This is a genomic window from Streptomyces sp. NPDC038200 (assembly GCF_055600785.1).
The window spans coordinates 507,544-524,103 of record NZ_JBVJYH010000003.1 but is presented as its reverse complement, the minus strand read 5'-3'; the positions used below and the strand labels follow the sequence as shown (position 1 = coordinate 524,103).

The 16,560-nt window shown below is 70.6% G+C and carries 14 protein-coding genes; 11 read left to right on the top strand and 3 right to left on the bottom strand.

All coding sequences use genetic code 11. The features are described from left to right. Positions 1-653: 653 nt before the first annotated feature. Both ACZ7KF_RS09705 and ACZ7KF_RS09700 read right to left on the bottom strand, forming a co-directional pair. Positions 654-3,218 carry a helix-turn-helix transcriptional regulator gene (locus tag ACZ7KF_RS09705; protein ID WP_471070841.1) on the bottom strand — a complete coding sequence of 855 codons (2,565 nt, stop codon included), beginning with the start codon at positions 3,216-3,218 and terminating at the stop codon, positions 654-656. Between the two features lie 870 nt (positions 3,219-4,088). Then, on the bottom strand, positions 4,089-5,348 hold the full coding sequence (locus tag ACZ7KF_RS09700; RefSeq protein WP_471070838.1) for a PucR family transcriptional regulator: 1,260 nt from the start codon (positions 5,346-5,348) through the stop codon (positions 4,089-4,091). A gap of 171 nt (positions 5,349-5,519) precedes the next feature. Here ACZ7KF_RS09700 and ACZ7KF_RS09695 point away from each other — a divergent pair, with 171 nt between their 5' ends. From ACZ7KF_RS09695 to ACZ7KF_RS09645, 11 genes are all read left to right on the top strand, one after another. Then, the gene (locus tag ACZ7KF_RS09695) at positions 5,520-6,395 is read left to right on the top strand and encodes an SGNH/GDSL hydrolase family protein (RefSeq protein ID WP_471070835.1); all 876 of its coding nucleotides are present in this window, start codon (positions 5,520-5,522) and stop codon (positions 6,393-6,395) included. 121 nt (positions 6,396-6,516) lie between these two features. Further along, positions 6,517-6,810, top strand: a complete 294-nt coding sequence (locus tag ACZ7KF_RS09690) for a DUF6233 domain-containing protein (RefSeq protein ID WP_471070832.1) — start codon at positions 6,517-6,519, stop codon at positions 6,808-6,810. A 144-nt stretch (positions 6,811-6,954) separates the two neighbouring features. Then, the gene (locus ACZ7KF_RS09685) at positions 6,955-7,635 is read left to right on the top strand and encodes an ATP-dependent DNA ligase (protein WP_471070829.1); all 681 of its coding nucleotides are present in this window, start codon (positions 6,955-6,957) and stop codon (positions 7,633-7,635) included. 653 nt (positions 7,636-8,288) lie between these two features. Beyond that, positions 8,289-9,581, top strand: a complete 1,293-nt coding sequence (pcaDC, locus tag ACZ7KF_RS09680; protein WP_471070827.1) for a bifunctional 3-oxoadipate enol-lactonase/4-carboxymuconolactone decarboxylase PcaDC — start codon at positions 8,289-8,291, stop codon at positions 9,579-9,581. A gap of 39 nt (positions 9,582-9,620) precedes the next feature. After that, complete coding sequence (locus ACZ7KF_RS09675) at positions 9,621-10,256, top strand: MBL fold metallo-hydrolase (RefSeq protein WP_471070824.1); 636 nt, start codon at positions 9,621-9,623, stop codon at positions 10,254-10,256. Positions 10,257-10,300: 44 nt separating this feature from the next. Further along, complete coding sequence (locus tag ACZ7KF_RS09670) at positions 10,301-11,080, top strand: exodeoxyribonuclease III (protein ID WP_471070821.1); 780 nt, start codon at positions 10,301-10,303, stop codon at positions 11,078-11,080. A 15-nt stretch (positions 11,081-11,095) separates the two neighbouring features. Continuing rightward, a complete protein-coding gene (locus tag ACZ7KF_RS09665) occupies positions 11,096-11,569 on the top strand; it encodes a DUF6278 family protein (protein ID WP_471070818.1) in 474 nt (157 codons plus the stop codon). Between the two features lie 149 nt (positions 11,570-11,718). Then, positions 11,719-12,462: an amino acid ABC transporter ATP-binding protein gene (locus tag ACZ7KF_RS09660; RefSeq protein WP_471070816.1), complete on the top strand. Its 744-nt coding sequence runs from the start codon at positions 11,719-11,721 to the stop codon at positions 12,460-12,462. Positions 12,463-12,480: 18 nt separating this feature from the next. Next, a complete protein-coding gene (locus ACZ7KF_RS09655; protein WP_471070813.1) occupies positions 12,481-13,392 on the top strand; it encodes a glutamate ABC transporter substrate-binding protein in 912 nt (303 codons plus the stop codon). Positions 13,393-13,403: 11 nt separating this feature from the next. After that, entirely contained in the window at positions 13,404-14,048 is a 645-nt protein-coding gene (locus ACZ7KF_RS09650; protein ID WP_471070810.1) for an amino acid ABC transporter permease, read from the top strand. Further along, positions 14,045-14,923 (top strand): amino acid ABC transporter permease, encoded by an 879-nt coding sequence (locus ACZ7KF_RS09645; RefSeq protein WP_471070807.1) that lies wholly within the window; start codon positions 14,045-14,047, stop codon positions 14,921-14,923. The genes ACZ7KF_RS09650 and ACZ7KF_RS09645 overlap by 4 nt, the downstream gene beginning before the upstream one ends. A 49-nt stretch (positions 14,924-14,972) precedes the next feature. Here ACZ7KF_RS09645 and ACZ7KF_RS09640 read toward each other — a convergent pair whose 3' ends face one another. Then, on the bottom strand, positions 14,973-16,538 hold the full coding sequence (locus tag ACZ7KF_RS09640; RefSeq protein WP_471070805.1) for an alpha/beta fold hydrolase: 1,566 nt from the start codon (positions 16,536-16,538) through the stop codon (positions 14,973-14,975). Positions 16,539-16,560 lie beyond the last annotated feature (22 nt).

The window sequence follows — 16,560 nt, the reverse complement described above, 5'->3', positions numbered from 1 at the left end:
CACCACAGCACCGTCCCGCGCCCCTGCGGGAGGTTAATCAGGTATGGGTGACGCGCCGAGCACGGATATCCGCCCGGGTAGGCGGCGCATGGCGTCGCCAGCAGCAATCGGACGGCTGCGGTACCGCCCTGAGCGGAGTGCCATGCCGGCACGCGCCGGAGCCACCCCAGGACGCGAGAGGCGGCCCCATGACCCAGCGCCATTTCCGGGTCGTCGTGTCCATGATGAGCATCGCGCAGCCGGACAGACCGCCGGGGCATGCACGTCTTCCCCGGGAACGCTGACGACGGCCGGCAGGCCCTGCGCATGGCACGCGAGACATGCGAGGCGGCCCTCGCGGCACAGGCGGCCGGGTGTCCGCCGCCCGGCAGGCTTCCGAACGGCTGGGGAGCTCGCGGCGTACGTCCGGGGTGGACCATGGACTGGGCTGCAGCCACCGTCGACGTCTGGAACCAGGGCTTCTCCCCGTCGCGGTGATGTGCCGCCGCTTCCAGTCAGCCGCTCGTTACTCGTCCCTCTGCGCGTTTCGTCACCCGCTCCCTTCTCATCCCAGTGCGCGCCTCGTCGCCCCGCACATCTCCGTCCCGCCGCGCGCCTCGGCTGCCACGAGCACTTGTGAACGCCGGTGGAAGCCGCCGTTGCCCCGCATTCGCCTACCGTCCCGCCCTTGGCGGACACGCCTGAGCGAGGTCGTGCCGCGACAGCACCCCCATCTTGCGTATCGCGCGGGCGACATGCTGCTCCACAGTCCTGGGGGACAGATGCAGCGCCGCCGCGATCTCACGGTTCGTCAGCCCGTGGCCCGCCAGTTCCGCCACCTCCTCCTCTCTCGGAGAGAGCTGGCCCGCCAGCGCGGGGCGCCCCGGTCGGCGCGCTTGCGCGGGCTGGTGCGAGCGCAGCAGCGCACGGGCGCGCGCGGCGTCGTAGACCGCGCCGAGTTCGCCGTACTCGTGGACGCAACGCTGCAGCGAAGCGATGGCATCGAACCGGCCGGTGTCCTCCTCTGCGGCGTCAGGCGTCCGCTCCCCCATCGCGTCACCGGCCGCTGTAGGCATACCCATCGCTTCACCGGCCGCTGTAGGCATACCCATCGCTTCACCGGCCGCGTCGAGACGTTCCTCCCCCATCGCGAGGGAACAGCGCGCCGCTCCCTCGGTCGTCAGGGCCCAGGCATACGGGCGGGACAGTTGCCGGTAGGCGGCCGCGGCACCCCGATAGGCTCGCACCGCCTCCGTCAGACGCCCCTCGGCCTCCTCCAGACCGGCCCGGCTCCACACGACGGCCGCCTGCCCGGCCGGCGCGTCCCTCCCTTCCAGGCCCCGGGCGAACTCGGCGACCACGCTCCGGGCGGCCGCCATGTCGCCGGCTCGAGCCAGTGCCTCCACCGCCCAGGGAGCCAGTTCCGCCGCCCACACCCAGACGCCCTTGTCCGCCACGGCCGACCATGCGGCGCGGGCCTGGTCGGCCGCAGCCGACAGGTTCTCGCGGGCTAGGGCGAGGCGGATCAGAGCGCCCGAAGTGGCCACGGCCAGCGGCATCCGCGTGCGCTCCAGGGAAGGCGCGCCCAGGGCGGTCAGCCAGTGCACGGCCGATCCCCAGTCTCCCTGGGCGAAGGCCAGCAGGCCACGGACCATGTTGCCGTCGGCGGCCACAAGGGGCATGTCGGCCGTCGCCGCGACGAACTGCTCGCACCGCTCGGCCAGGCCGGACCACCGTCCGGTCCACCAGTCCAGCAGCAGGCTCGTGGCCTGTGCCGTCTGCTCTATGTACGGCACACTGCTGCGAGCCGACAGGTCGAGGCCGGCGGACAGCAGTTCCTGCCCCCACGGGTACGCCCCTCGCCAGACCGCGGCGTCCGCGGCGTTGCACAGTCCGCGTGCGGCGTGCTCCCTGCACCCGGCCAGCGGACTGTCGACGGGCAGGGCCGCCACCAGGTCCCGTGCCTCCGGGTCGCCGCACGCGACGGCCAGTGACGCGTGGTTGGCGGCGACGGCGGCCCGCGCGACTTCGTTGCCGCTGTCCTCCGCGATCCGGGCGGCCTTGCGCAGCCAGTTCCGGTGGCCCTCCAGCGTTCCGCTCGGCCACTCGGCCATGGCCAGGGCCGCCATCGCGCGCGAGGCGAGGGCGGGGCGCACGTCGCTCAGCTCCTCGGCTGCGGCCTCCAGTTCCCGCGCTCCGGCGGCGAAGTCCCCGACCTGGTTGCACAGCATCAGGCCCAGGTCGAGCCGGAGTTCGCCGCGGGCGTCCGCCGGCAGGTCGGCGTCGCGGACAAGCTGCGTCAGCGCGGCCACGGTCTGGTCCGAGCGGAGGCCGATGACAGCGCTGCGGGCCAGCAACGGTGCCAGCCGGGCCCTATCGCCCGGCGCGACCTCCGGTACAGCGAGCGCCTGCTCCAAAAGCCGGATCGCCTCCTGGTGGCGGCCGGACTCCGCAGCCGCGCGGGCTGCCTTCTCCAGCGCCCGCAGCCAGCTCTTCCGGCGGCCAGCGGCCCTGCGGTGCCCCGCGACTTCCACCCACACCACGGGCTGCCGCCGGGTGAGTACCTTCGCGGCCCGCTCGTGCAGTTCCTGACGGATCGGACCAGGAACGCGTTCGCGTACGGCCTTGGCGGCGAGTCGCACGGCGAATCCATAGCGTCCGTCCGCCGTCTCAGACAGCACGGCGGCGGCCAGGGCAGCCAATATTGCGTCACGGCCCCGGGCCTCACCCATGCCCGCTACGGTGAGCAGTTCGTCCCGGTCGGCCGGCTCGCCCAGTACCGCGGCCGCCCATGCGACGGGCCGGTCCGCGGCGGCCAGTCGGTCAAGACGGCTCAGTGTCAGTTCCGCGAGCCTGACCGGGACTCCGGCCGCGTCCACGTCTGAAGCCGTGCACTTGGAGCGCGTACCCGCGCGAAGTGCGCCGAGCAGGTCGACCACCACCTGCGGCACCCCGCCGGACTGTACGTACAGCCGCTCGGCAGCCTCGTACGTCGCACGGTCGCCCAGGACCTCCGCGGCCGCCCGGCGCACGCGCTCCGCGTCCCAGACGTGCAGGCGGTGGCGGTAGACCGATAGGCCTGAGGGATAGGAAACGGCCGGTGTTCCGAGGGGGAGGCCCGCGGTCTCCAGTTCTTCGGGCCGGTAGGCCAGGATGGCCGCCAGGCCGGGTCGCGGTCTCTCCGCGACACCGCGCAGCCACTCCTTCTCCTGCGGTGTCGCCCGATGTACGTCGTCCACCAGCAGAAGGACGGGCCCCGTGCCCGTGTCCGGCACTTCCTCGGCAACGCCGCATCGCCACAGTGCCCGATGGGCCTCGGCGGCCTCCGGCAGAGCGCTCAACTCGCCCAGAACGTGAGTTTTCCCCATGCCCGCGGCGCCTTCCATGAGAACGAGGGCCGAGCCGCTGCCCGTGAGGGCCAGAAGCAATGGAGCGAGCCAGGGAAACCGTTGTGCAGCAGCCATGCCATTGACCATCGCTTTCGATCTGCCAAAGACTTTTCTCCCAGGGCGAGAACCCTAGGCGAACGTTCTTGCTTCCAGCGCTCGGTGAACTGGGGGACCAAGATGAAAATTGCCGCCGGAGCAAAACACATGCTCCGGTGCCCCAGGACACGGCGAATAACGCGCGGACGAGAATGGGACCACCTCACCGACTCCATCGACCTCTACGCCAACGCCCGCGCCGTCTCGAACAGATGCAGGCCCATACGGCTGCCGAACGCGCCGCTCTTCTGCCGCCCACCTCACCGCTGCGCCAGCAGCCGTCGTCCCAGACACCCCGGTCGGGTGGCCTCCGGTCCGCTGATCCCCGCACACTAACCCGGCCCGACTCGGCTCGATCCCGCGACGGAGAGAATGCCTTCATGACTGATGGCGTTGCCGCGCCCGCACGGTGGGCACTCGTGGAAGAAGCAGAAATCGCAGCGCTCGCAGGGCGTTCGGCCGAGCCGAGCGCTTCACCGTCGAGGGCACCAAAGGAGTCGGCGACCGCTTCGAATGGTCGGAGGTAGCGAGGTGTAGCCGAGTGGGGAGTCGGCCGCGTGGGAGGCCGGTTGAGTTCGGGGCATCAGGCCCTTACCCGTTGCGGCGATGGCGCGCAGAGCGACATCATGCGCTCCGCCGCGCATCGGAAGGTTCCCTGACGGTGCGGCAGATGAGCGCCGCGTGCAGGATGGGAAGGTCGGTCGAGCGGGTGGCGTCGAGGCCGGTTAGTCCGGTGATCTTGCGGAGTCGGTAGAGCACCGTGTTGGGGTGGACGCTGAGGACTCCGGCCGTGGCGTGCCGGTCCAGGTCATGACGCAGGAAGGTTGTCAGGGTCAGCAGGAGGTCGGCGTGAGCATCCAATGGGTCGAGGAGGCGGGAGACGTGGGCGCGGGCGGGACCGGGCCGTGAGAGCTGGTACTCGAGGGCGAGGTCTTCCAGCCGGTACAGGCCCGGTGGGCGCTCGGACGCGGTGGCGATGTGGGCAAGTTCGGCGGCGATGGGACACATGCGGGCGACGTCGCTGGGCAGCGTCGGCACGGCTGTAGCAAGGATGGTGGCGCCTGCGGCGCGTTGCAGATGAGTCAGGAGCTGTGAGGTGTCGTCCCAGTGGGCCGGGGTGAGTTCGGAGGGGACGGTAGCACTGGGCAGAAGTACCAGGCCGCCCTCGGTGGTCAGTGAGGTGAGGGCCGTGCCGCGGGTGTGGAGAGCGAGTTCCGTGCGCAGACGCCTGAGCTTGCGCTGTGCCGCGGCGTTCGTGTCGATGTCGGGTGCGTGCTCGTCGGCGTGCGGCCCCACGGCCAGTGCGAGGACCAGGTAGCTGGGTGGGAGGGTGAGGCCCGCTTCTCTGGCTGCCGCCTTGTCGACGCGGCCTTCGAGCAGGGCAGTCAGCAGAAGCTGGCGGGCGCCGTGCCGTTCACCGACGGTGGTCTGCATCTGTTGCAGGTAACCGGCCGTGACGGCGGTGGTGACATGCTGAAGGTATTCCAGCAGCAGGCTGTGCACGGTGGTGATGGCCGGAAGGTCTTCACGGCGGGCGGCTGCGGCGACGTCCTCGGCGCAGAGGCGGGCCCCGAGGAAGTAGGCGGAGACGATGGCTTCGGCCGGCAGCCCTTCCTCCGCCCGGCGTGTGGCCGAGCTGGTCAGCAGAGCAAGTTGCTCGGGACTTGGCATGGAGCCGCTCGCCAGCACCTCCGCGAAGTCGCCGATGCCGCGACGGATCATGCGCGCCACATCGCCGGAGAGCTGTTCAGCGGGCAGCTTCCGGTACACCGGAAGTTCCGCGGTCAGCCGCTCCAAAACCGCCGCCTCCAGCCGATGAGCGGACCTGAGCAGGTACTGCTGCACGCTCTCGCCACTGACAACAAGCGTGCTGGCGTTGTTCACGGACACAAAACTCCTCTCGGAATGCTGTTCTCCAGACCGGGAGCACGAAGAGCGCGGACCGCCATGATGTATCGCGCCACAAACTTACCGGCCGGTAAACAGGGCTGACCACCCCCGAACCCCCGGCGTCCGGGTGCGCTCGCGCGCCCTCATGAGTTGAAGGAGCCGCACGTGAACCTCAGCCTGCGAACCGCGCTGGCAGCCGCCGTGGTCGCAACAACCCTGACGACGACCCTCATCACACCGTCTGTTGCTGCCGAGAGCACCGAACCCCTTGAGTACGTGGCCCTGGGTGACTCTTTCGCCGCTGCCCCTCTCGTACCGCCGATCGACCCCTCGAACCCGCTGTGCCTGCGCTCCTTGGCCGACTATCCGCACATCACGGCCAAGGCGCTGGGCGCCAGACTCACCGACGTCACCTGCTCCGGCGCCACCGCCGACCACCTCACCACCTCTCAGCACCTGGCGACCAAGCCCCAATTCGACGCCCTCACCGACGAGACCGACGTCGTCAGCATCACCATTGGCGGCAATGACACCGGGCTGGTCGCCGCCGCCTTGGAATGCGTCAACCTGCTGCCGAAGCCTGTCGGCACCAGCTGCGCCGCCAAGAACAGCAAGGACGGCGTCGACGTCGTAAAGGCTGGCATCGACGCCTGGGCGCCGAAGTTCGCCACCGCCCTTCAGCAGATCCGGCAACGAGCGCCGCATGCCGAGGTGTTCGTCATCGGGTATGGCAACTACATCCGCCCCGGCGGCTGCTTCCCCACCCAGCCCATCTGGGACGTCGACGCCACCTATATCCAGGGCGCCACCGACCACCTCAGCGCCACGCTCAGGACCACGGCGCGGCAACAGGGCGCGACGTTCGTGGACACCTACTCCCTCGGCATCGGCCACGACGTGTGCGCGGCACCCGTCGACCGGTACATCGAGGGCCTCATCCCCGCTGACGTCGCCACTCCACTGCACCCCAACACGAACGGCTCCAAGGTTATCGGCGACGCCCTCGCCTCCACGGTCCGCTCCACCATTCGCACCGACTGAGCCGCTCACGCGCCCGGGGGCTGAGCAGGCACGGCTTGCGGGCGAGGGGAGGCGCCAGCGGCGCCTCCCCTCGCCATCAGCTCAGCGGCGGGTCAGACTCCAAGGCCACATTGTGATCATCATGCCGGCGTCATCGCTGGTGGCGCGGGCCTCGCCCTGGAGTCTGCCTGTGAAGGGTGGTGGCTCACTGCCCGCCTTCCCTCCAGCGCAGGTGAGGACCGGCTACGTAGTGCAGCAGAAGCGCACCCCGACCGGTCCGGAGCTCGCCCTCGTTCACCTCGCAGACTGCTCCATGATCGAGGGCGTACCGCACCCGATCAGAGCACACGAGACACGAGCCGCGCTCACCGACCCCACCATCGAGCCATGCGCCTTCTACAGACCGGACACCGAGCTGGGTAGGGATCTCGCGTGACCATCGCTGTGCGCGCCCCTGCCTGGCAGGATGTATACCGCGGGACGGCTTCAGGGCGATCTTGTTCACTCCCTGTCCGTCGCCCGGACCGGTGCTGCTGCAGTCTCGCCGGGGGCACTCGTCCAGGGGCGGTTCCCTGATCTGGTGAGCGCGGCGTCCAGCCTGCCTGACGGCCTGGTCCTTGAGGGCGAACTGATCGTACTTGCCGGTGAGCGACTCTCGTTCGAGGCTCTCCAGCGGCGTGCGGCCTCCGGGGGACTGACTGCTGCCCGGCTTGCCGGTGAGTTGCCGGCCCACTTCGTTGTGTTCGACGCCCTTCAGATCGATGGGCGTGAACTCTTGCGGACGCCGTACGTCGAGCGAAGTGCCTGCCTGGAGGCCATGTTCACCGAGCACCGCCTGAGTGATCCCTGGCGGCTGTGCCCGGAGACGACTGATGTTGCCCTCGCGCAGGAGTGGTTCACCTCCTGGACCCAGGTGCCCGGCATCGAGGGCCTCGTTACCCGAGGCAGCCACCAGCGCTACCTCCCCGGAGCCCGAGCGCTCATCAAGGTGCGCCGTCGGGACACGACGGAGGCCATCGTCAGGGCGATCACCGGCACGTCCCGCCGCCCTCAGACCCTGCTGCTGGGACGTTTCGATCAGGACGGGGTGCTGCGTCCTGCAGGGCGGAGCGCACCGGTGCGGCCGGACGCCGCCCGGCAACTGGCCGTGCAGTTGACGCTTGCAGGGCCGGGCCGGACCACCCATGGGAAGGATTGCGGTTCACCACCTCTTGGGGCTCGCGTACCCCACTTGATGTCGTACTGGTCCAGCCTGACTTGATGGCCGAGATCGTGGTCGACACGTCTCAAGACCGCGGGGCATGGCGCCACCCGGTTCGTTTCGCCCGGCTGCGCTTGGACGTCACCGTCAGGGAGGACCCCCGCGGAGCCGCCACAACGTGGGACGGCCTGCATGGTGCTGCGACGGAGGGGCAAGCCTGACTCAGGCGGCCTGCCGATTGAGCGACCTCCCGAGCCGTATGGCAGTCAAACCGAGGTGACCCGGAGGCCGGCTGCTGGCTGTGGACCAGGGACGGCAACGGGGGAGGGGCGGCCAGGCTACGGCCAACGTCTCCCCTCCTGCGAGGGAAGGCAGAGCTTGCCCGCCGTGCGGCGTTCGGGCTGTTCGTCGGTGAATCCCGGAAGGTTTTCAGGTGCGTCATGCCGATCCTTGGGGACGGCACTACGCGCTTTGCTGCAAGCCAGACCGTCTGGAAGCCGTGCCGAGGGTGGGAAGCTGTGCGGCGCAGGGATTGGCAGGGTGCGCGAGCCGGGAGGACGCACTGTCCCCACGGTCAGGCGTGCACACCGAAGAACTCGTACGTGGACCCATGAGGGTCTCGGCAGTGCAGGGGCGTGCCGCGCCGCGAGGTCACGAGCCGCCGGGTTCACCTGGCTGTGTGAGATTTCGTGAGACGTGAGAGGGTCTGGGGCGTGAGTGAGACGCCACCGAACACCCTGCAGTACCGCTTTGACGGGCGAGAAGACGCCCCAGTCCTGATCCTGGGTCCCTCACTGGGTACCACCTGGCACATGTGGGACCGGCAGGTGCCGGAGCTGGTCAAACAATGGCGGGTCTTCCGTTTCGACCTGCCCGGCCACGGCGGCGCCCCCGCACACCCGGCCGGTTCCGTCGGCGAGCTGACCGGCCGGCTGCTGGCCACGCTGGACGCGCTCGGCGTGCAGCGGTTCGGCTACGCGGGCTGTGCGCTGGGCGGCGCCATCGGTATCGAGCTGGCCCTGCGCCACCCCGAGCGGCTCGCCTCGCTGGCGCTGGTCGCGGCCTCGCCCCGGTTCGGCACCGCCGACGAGTTCCGGCAGCGCGGGGTGGTCGTCCGTACCAACGGGCTGGACCCGATCGCCCGGACCGCGCCCGACCGCTGGTTCACCGGCGGGTTCGCCGCCGCTCAGCCCGCGATCACCGAGTGGGCCGTGCAGATGGTCCGCACCACCGACCCGGGCTGCTACATCGCCGCCTGCGAGGCCCTCGCCGCCTTCGACGTACGTCCCGAGGTGGGCCGGGTCGGAGTGCCGACCCTGGTGCTGGTCGGCTCCGACGACCAGGTCACCGGCCCCGCCGAGGCCCGCACCCTGGTGGCCGGCATCCCGGACGCCCGGCTCGCGGTCGTGCCCGGCGCCTCGCACCTGGTACCGGTCGAGCAGCCCGCTGCCGTCACCGACCTGCTCGTCCATCACTTCTCGACCGCCTGGCAGCAGCCCTTCGACACCGGTCAGACCGTCCTGCCGGCCGCACCGGCCATGCCGGTCCCGGCCGCGCCGCCACAGGCCGCGCCCGTCGCCGAGATCGCCCCGGCGGCCGTACCGGAACAGCCCGCCGGGCCGCGGCCCGACCGGTACGAGACCGGGCTGAAGGTCCGGCGCGAGGTGCTCGGCGACGCGCACGTGGACCGGGCGCTGACGCAGGCCGACGAGTTCTCCGGGGACTTCCAGGAGTTCGTCACCCGCTACGCCTGGGGCGAGATCTGGGACCGGCCGGGCCTGGACCGCCGTACCCGCAGCTGCATCACGCTCACCGCGCTGGTCGCGGGCGGGCACTGGGAGGAGCTGGCCTTCCACACCCGGGCGGCCCTGCGCAACGGTCTGACCCCGGACGAGATCAGGGAAGTGCTGCTCCAGGCCGCCGTCTACTGCGGGGTGCCGGCCGCGAACAGCGCGTTCCGGGTGGCGCAGCAGGTCATCCGGGAGGAGACCACACCCGCGGAGTGACGCCGCGCCGGGCGGCCGTACGCGGCAGGATGGTGAGACATGAAGCTCACGAAGAAGTCCCACGCCTGCGTCCGGCTCGCCAAGGAGGGGCGGACGCTCGTCATCGACCCGGGCGGGTTCTCCGAGGAGGACGCGGCCGTCGGCGCGGACGCGATCCTGGTCACGCACGAGCACCCGGACCACTTCGACGAGGGCCGGCTGCGGGCCGCCCTGGAGGCCGACCCGGCCGCCGAGATCTGGACCCTGAAATCCGTCGCGGACCAGATCACGGCGGCCTTCCCGGGCCGTGTGCACACCGTCGGCCACGGCGACACCTTCACCGCCGCCGGCTTCGAGGTGCAGGTCCACGGCGAGCTGCACGCGGTGATCCACCCGGACATCCCGCGCATCACCAACGTCGGCTATCTGATCGACGGCGGCAAGGTCTTCCACCCCGGTGACGCCCTCACCGTCCCCGGCCACCCCGTGGAGACGCTGATGCTGCCCGTGATGGCACCCTGGAACAAGATCTCCGAGGTCATCGACTACGTCCGCGAGGTCGGCCCGCGGCGCGCCTACGACGTCCACGACGCCCTGCTCACCGACCTCGCCCGCCCCCTCTACGACCGCCAGATCGGCGCCCTGGGCGGCACCGACCACCAGCGGCTCGCTCCCGGGGCGTCGACGGAGCTCTGAGCGCGGGCCGGGCGATGTCACACCCGCCAGGTAGGTTGTGAGACATGCGCATCGCCACCTGGAACGTGAACTCGATCACCGCCCGCCTGCCGCGGCTGCTGGCCTGGCTGGAGAGCAGCGGCACCGACGTGCTCTGCCTCCAGGAGGCCAAGGTCGCCGAGGAACAGTTCCCGTTCGACCAGCTGCGCGAGCTGGGATACGAGGCCGCGGTCCACGCGACCGGCCGGTGGAACGGCGTGGCGGTGCTCTCCCGCGTCGGCATCGAGGACGTGGTCAAGGGCCTGCCCGGCGACCCGGGCTACGACGGCCTGGCCGAGCCGCGCGCCCTCTCGGCGACCTGCGGCCCGGTCCGCGTCTGGTCGGTGTACGTGCCGAACGGCCGCGAGGTCGACCACCCGCACTACGCGTACAAGCTCCAGTGGTTCGAGGCCCTGAAGGCGGCCGTGGCCGGTGACGCGCAGGGCAGCCGCCCCTTCGCGGTCCTGGGCGACTACAACGTGGCGCCGACGGACGACGACGTCTTCGACCCGGCGGCCTTCGTGGGCTCCACCCACGTCACCCCCGCCGAGCGCGCCGCCCTCGCCTCCCTGCGCGAGGCCGGCCTGAGCGACGTCGTGCCGCGCCCGCTGAAGTACGAGCACCCGTTCACGTACTGGGACTACCGCCAGCTCTGCTTCCCGAAGAACCGCGGCATGCGCATCGACCTGGTGTACGGCAACGAGCCGTTCGCCAAGGCCGTCAAGGACTCCTACGTCGACCGGGAGGAGCGCAAGGGCAAGGGTGCCTCCGACCACGCGCCGGTGGTGGTCGACCTCGACGTGTGATGCCACGCTGGGTCCATGCACCTTCCGTTCCTGGGCCCCCGGCACAAGAAGAACGGTGACGACGGGGGTGCCCCCGCGGCGGGGGCCCGTCCCGCTCGTGCGAGGCCGGCAGGGGGGAGGCCCCCCGCCGACCCCGAGGCGGTCGCCGAGCTGCTGTCCGAGTGCGAGCTGCTCCGCTCGCAGGCGGCCCGGGCGGGCGTCCGCCTCGACAACACCCCGGCCTCCCTGGAGGCCCTGGACCAGATGGTCCCGCGCTGGCGGGACGACCCCGAGACGCTGCCCTGGCTGGGGCACGACGCCGGGCTGTACCTGGGCACGGTGGTGGTGCGGACCGTACCCGGTGCCGTCTGGCAGATCGGGTCCGGCGGCGAACCCGTCGTACGGCTCGCCTCCGGCCGCGCGGTCGAGGTGGTGCCGGCCGGGCAGGAATGGGCCGTGAACGGCGCGCCCGAACTGTCCCAGCTGTACGCCGAGATCGCCGAGACCTGACCCCGTCGCGGCCCTCGTCCCGCCCCGCCGGCCCACCCGCTGACGTAAATACGGCTATTGCCCGAAAAGTGCGTGTCGGCCCTTGGCTCCGCTGTCGTCCGGATAGTTTGCGGCCACCAGGACACGGCTGAGAGTGAGTAGGGCAGCGGATGGCCGTCGATCCGTTGATCGAACTGCGGAACGTCAACAAGTACTACGGGGAGCTGCATGTCCTGAGGGACATCGACCTCACCGTCGGCAAGGGTGAGGTGGTCGTGGTCGTCGGCCCCTCCGGCTCGGGCAAGTCGACGCTCTGCAGGACGATCAACCGGCTGGAGACCATCGAGTCCGGCGCCATCACGCTCGACGGGCAGCCGCTGCCCGCGGAGGGAAGGGCCCTCGCCCGGCTCCGCACCGAGGTCGGCATGGTCTTCCAGTCCTTCAACCTCTTCGCCCACAGGACGGTCCTGCAGAACGTCTCCCTCGCCCAGGTCAAGGTCCGGCGGCGCGGGAAGGACGACGCCGACCGCCGCTCCCGCGCACTCCTCGACCGGGTCGGCCTGCTGAACCAGGCCGGCAAGTACCCGGCCCAGCTCTCCGGCGGTCAGCAGCAGCGAGTCGCCATCGCCCGCGCCCTCGCCATGGAACCCAAGGCGATGCTCTTCGACGAACCCACCTCCGCCCTCGACCCCGAGATGATCAACGAGGTGCTGGAGGTCATGCGACAGCTCGCCCGGGACGGCATGACCATGGTCGTCGTCACCCACGAGATGGGCTTCGCCCGCGCCTCGGCCAACCGTGTCGTGTTCATGGCCGACGGCCGCATCGTCGAGGACCGCGACCCGGACGCGTTCTTCACGAACCCGCGCAGCGACCGCGCCAAGGACTTCCTCTCCAAGATCCTCGAGCACTGAACCGGGGGACCGCGACCCATGTGCCGTACCACCCGGGTGCACCGCGTCCTGTGCGTCCTCCTCGTCCTGCTGGCCGCCGCCTGCGGCAAGGAGGGCAGCCCGCCGAGCAAGGGCCCGGCGCCAGGGCGGCTCCCGCACTACCGGGTGGCCCGGGACTTCCGCCTCCCCGACTCCCCGGTCTGGACCCGGGCGAGGAAGCGCGGCCACTTCGTCGTCGGCGCCAAGGAGGACCAGCCCTACCTCGGCGAGAAGGACCCGGCCACCGGAACCTACTCCGGCTTCGACATCGAGATCGCCAGGATGATGTCCGCCTCCCTGGGCCTCCCGCCGCAGACGGTCCGCTTCCGCACGATCGCCTCCGCCAACCGCGAGACGGCCCTCCAGAACGGCCAGATCGACTACTACGTCGGCACCTACACCATCAACGCCAACCGCAAGAAGCTCGTCGGCTTCGCCGGCCCCTACTATCTGGCCGGCCAGTCGCTGCTCGTCCGCAAGGACGAGAACGGCATCCACGGCCCGCAGGACCTCGCCGGCAGACGCGTCTGCTCGGCGGCGGGTTCGACGCCGTACCAGCGCATCAGGACCGACTACCCCGAGGCGATCCTGGTCGCCTACGACACCTACTCGATCTGCGTCGACAACCTCCTCACCTACCAGGTCGACGCGGTCACCACCGACGACGCCATCCTGATCGGCTATGCGGCCAAGGTCCCCGGCGAGCTCAAGGTCGTCGGCCGGCCGTTCTCCAGGGAGCCGTACGGCATCGGCGTCCCGCGCACCGACAACGCCCTGCGCTTCGCCCTCGACGACGCACTGGAGGCCCGCGAGCGCAACGGCGACTGGAAGGCGGCCTACGAGGCCACGCTCGGCCTGTCCGGCGTGCCCGCCCCGAAACCGCCCGCCGTCGACCGCTACCCGGCACGCTGAGCGAGGACGGCATGAACGTACTGACAGACAACTTCTCGACCTACGGCGAAGGTTTCCTCGGCACGCTGGAACTGACGGTCTACGCGTCCTCGCTGGCCCTCGTCCTGGGCTTCGTGATGGCGTCCTTCCGGGTCGCGCCCGTCGGCTCCCTGCGGTTCTTCGGCACCGCGTGGGTGACCGTGCTCCGCAACACCCCGCTCACCCTGCTGTTCTTCGCGGTGCTGCTCGGCCTGCCCCGGTTCGGACTCGTGCTGCCCTTCGAGGTGTTCGCGGTCCTCGCCCTCGGCTGCTACACCTCGGCGTTCATCTGCGAGGTGCTGCGGTCCGGCATCAACACGGTGCCCAGGGGCCAGGGCGAGGCGGCCCGCAGCCTCGGCATGACCTTCGGGCAGACCCTGTCGCTGGTGGTGCTGCCGCAGGCGTTCCGGTCCGTGATCCCGCCCGTCGGCTCCACCCTCATCGCCCTCGCCAAGAACTCCGCGATCGCGGGCGCGTTCAGCGTGACCGAGCTGCTCGGCACGTACAAGACACTCGGTGAACTCGGCTACAGCGTCGTCTGGACGTTCGTCTGGATCGCCGTCGGCTATCTGATCATCACGCTCGCCATCAGCGCCCTGTTCCATCTGCTGGAGCGGAAGTTCGGAGTCGTCCGATGACCGAGGCCACCGCGCTCTACGACGTCCCGGGCCCGCGCACCCGGCGACGGCACGCCCTCTACGCCGTCCTGTCCCTCGTCGCCCTGCTCGCGCTCGCCGCCTGGATCCTGTTCCTCCTCTTCGACACCGGCCAGTTCACCCGCACCAAGTGGATGCCCTTCGCGTACAAGGGCGTCCAGGAACTGCTGCTGCGCGGCCTCGGCAACACCCTCGTGGCGTTCGCGCTCGCGGCCGGGCTCTCCCTCGCCCTCGGCGTGGTGCTGGCCACCGGCCGGCTGTCGGACCACCGGCCGGTGCGCCGGCTCGCCACGGTCGTCGTGGAGTTCTTCCGTGCGATGCCCGTCCTCGTGATGATCTTCTTCATCTTCGTGGCGCTGAAGGTGCAGCCGCTGCCCGCGCTGGTCGCCGGACTCACCCTCTACAACGGCTCGGTGCTCGCCGAGGTCTTCCGCTCCGGTGTCGAGGCCGTCGAACGCGGCCAGCGGGAGGCCGCGTTCGCGCTCGGCATGCGCAAGACCCAGGTCATGGCACACGTCCTGGTCCCGCAGGCGGCGCGCGCCATGCTGCCGGCCATCATCAGCCAGCTGGTGGTCGCGCTGAAGGACACCTCCCTGGGCTTTCTCATCACCTACGAGGAGTTCCTCCATGCCGGGAAACTCATCGCCTCCAACCTCGACTACGATTTGCCGTTCATCCCCGTGGTGATGGTGATCTCGCCGATCTACATCGGGATGTGCATGCTGCTCTCGTGGTTCGCCGGCTGGGTGTCCCGCCGTGAGCAGCGCAGTCCCAGGGCCGAGGCCGTGGCTCTCGCCACGGCCGGCCCCGGGGCGCTGCTGCCGGGTGGGGAGCCCCCCATGGCCCCGCGACCGTAAGGGGGGCGGCAGTTCACACGGGCCAGGCTCGTCCGGCGGCAGCCGGAGATCACTGCTCGCCGAGTGGGACGGACACGTACGACGGGTCGTCCGCGGGTGAGGAGAAGGTCAGCTGCGCGCCGGACGGGTTGTGCTCGGCGTAGAGCGGGTCGACCGTGTCGACCACCAGCGCGAGGCGGTGCCCGGCGGGCACGTCGTAGGCCGTGGAGAACAGGTCCAGGTCGACGGCGATCGGTTCGCCGGGCGTCCGTCCGTGCCAGCTGTAGGGCGCGTGCGTGACCAGCTTCCCGATGCCGAGCGGGCCCACGTCGTACAGGTAGGCGACGAGGGTGCCGCTCTCGTCGGTCGGGGTGAGCGTGGTGTGCAGGCGGGCCGTGCCGCGTACCCGCTGGGCGCTGCCGTACCGTTCCGACTGCCAGACGGCCGCCCAGCGCCGCGGCAGCAGCGGCATCGAGGCGACCGGCGGCAGCTGGGCGACCTGGTCCAGGATGCTGGAGAGGAAGACGACACCGCCGTCCGCGCCGGAGTCGACGTTCGTGTGGAGGGTGGTCGAGCCGGCGAGCGCCAGCTTCTTCCGGGTCGCGGTGACCGACTTCCAGTCCGGGTAGCCCTCGTATCCCCCCGCGCCACGGGACTTCAGCCGGACCGGCTGCTCGCGGTCGACGCCGTTGTCGGCGCCCTTGAGGTAGTGGTCGAACCAGCGCTCGGTGTCCGTCCACACGTCGTTGGGCAGTCCGAACAGGCCGGTCAGTTCCGCGGTCGCGTGGTCGCCGGGGCGCAGCTCCAGCCGCTTGGGGACCGTCAGCTTCTCGTAGAACGAGGCGTACTGGTTCACCGGGAAGACCGTGTCCCCCCAGGCGTTGGCGAGCATGACGGCGGCGCCGTTGCTGTTCAGCTGGTCGACATAGGTCATGGCGGAACGCTTCCGCCCCCAGTCGATCATCTCCTGTTCCTTGTCCAGGTTCGACGCGTACAGGTTGTCGAAGATGCGGCGCAGCTCGGGGCTCTCGCGGCCGGTGAGCGTGGCCGCGCCGTCCAGGACGGCCGCCGCCTGGAGATGCTGCGTGCGGCCCGAGTAGATCGAGTCGATGAGGTCGGCCCAGCCGCTGAGCGCGGCCACGGCCTTGACGCGCTTGTCGTGGGCGGCGGTGAGCAGGCTGATGCCGGCGCCGTACGACACCCCCGCCATGCCGACGTGGTCCGGGTCGGCCGGGGTGTGCGCGAGGGCCCAGTCGATGACCTTGGAGGCGTCCGCTATGTCGGGCGGACCGGCCACTTCTATCTGGCCGCCGGACTGCCAGAAGCCGCGCACGTTGTAGCTGAGCACCACATAGCCGGAGTCGGCGAGTTTCTGTGCCTGCGCCAGGTACTCGACCTGGGGCAGGCCCCAGCTCGTGGGCAGCACGATGAGCGGGTAGGTGTGCGAGCCGTCGGCGCCCTCGGGTGTGAGGACGTTGGCCTTCAGCGCGGTGCCGCCGTCCCCGGCGATGTCCACGAAGCGGACGGAGGGGGCGGCCTCGGCGGCCGGCGCCAGACCGACGACGGTGCCGGCGATCAGTGCCGCCGAGACGGCTCCGGCGGCGGAGGCGTGCAGAGCGGTGCGACCTGGTCCCATGGGTCACTCCTTCACTCGTGAC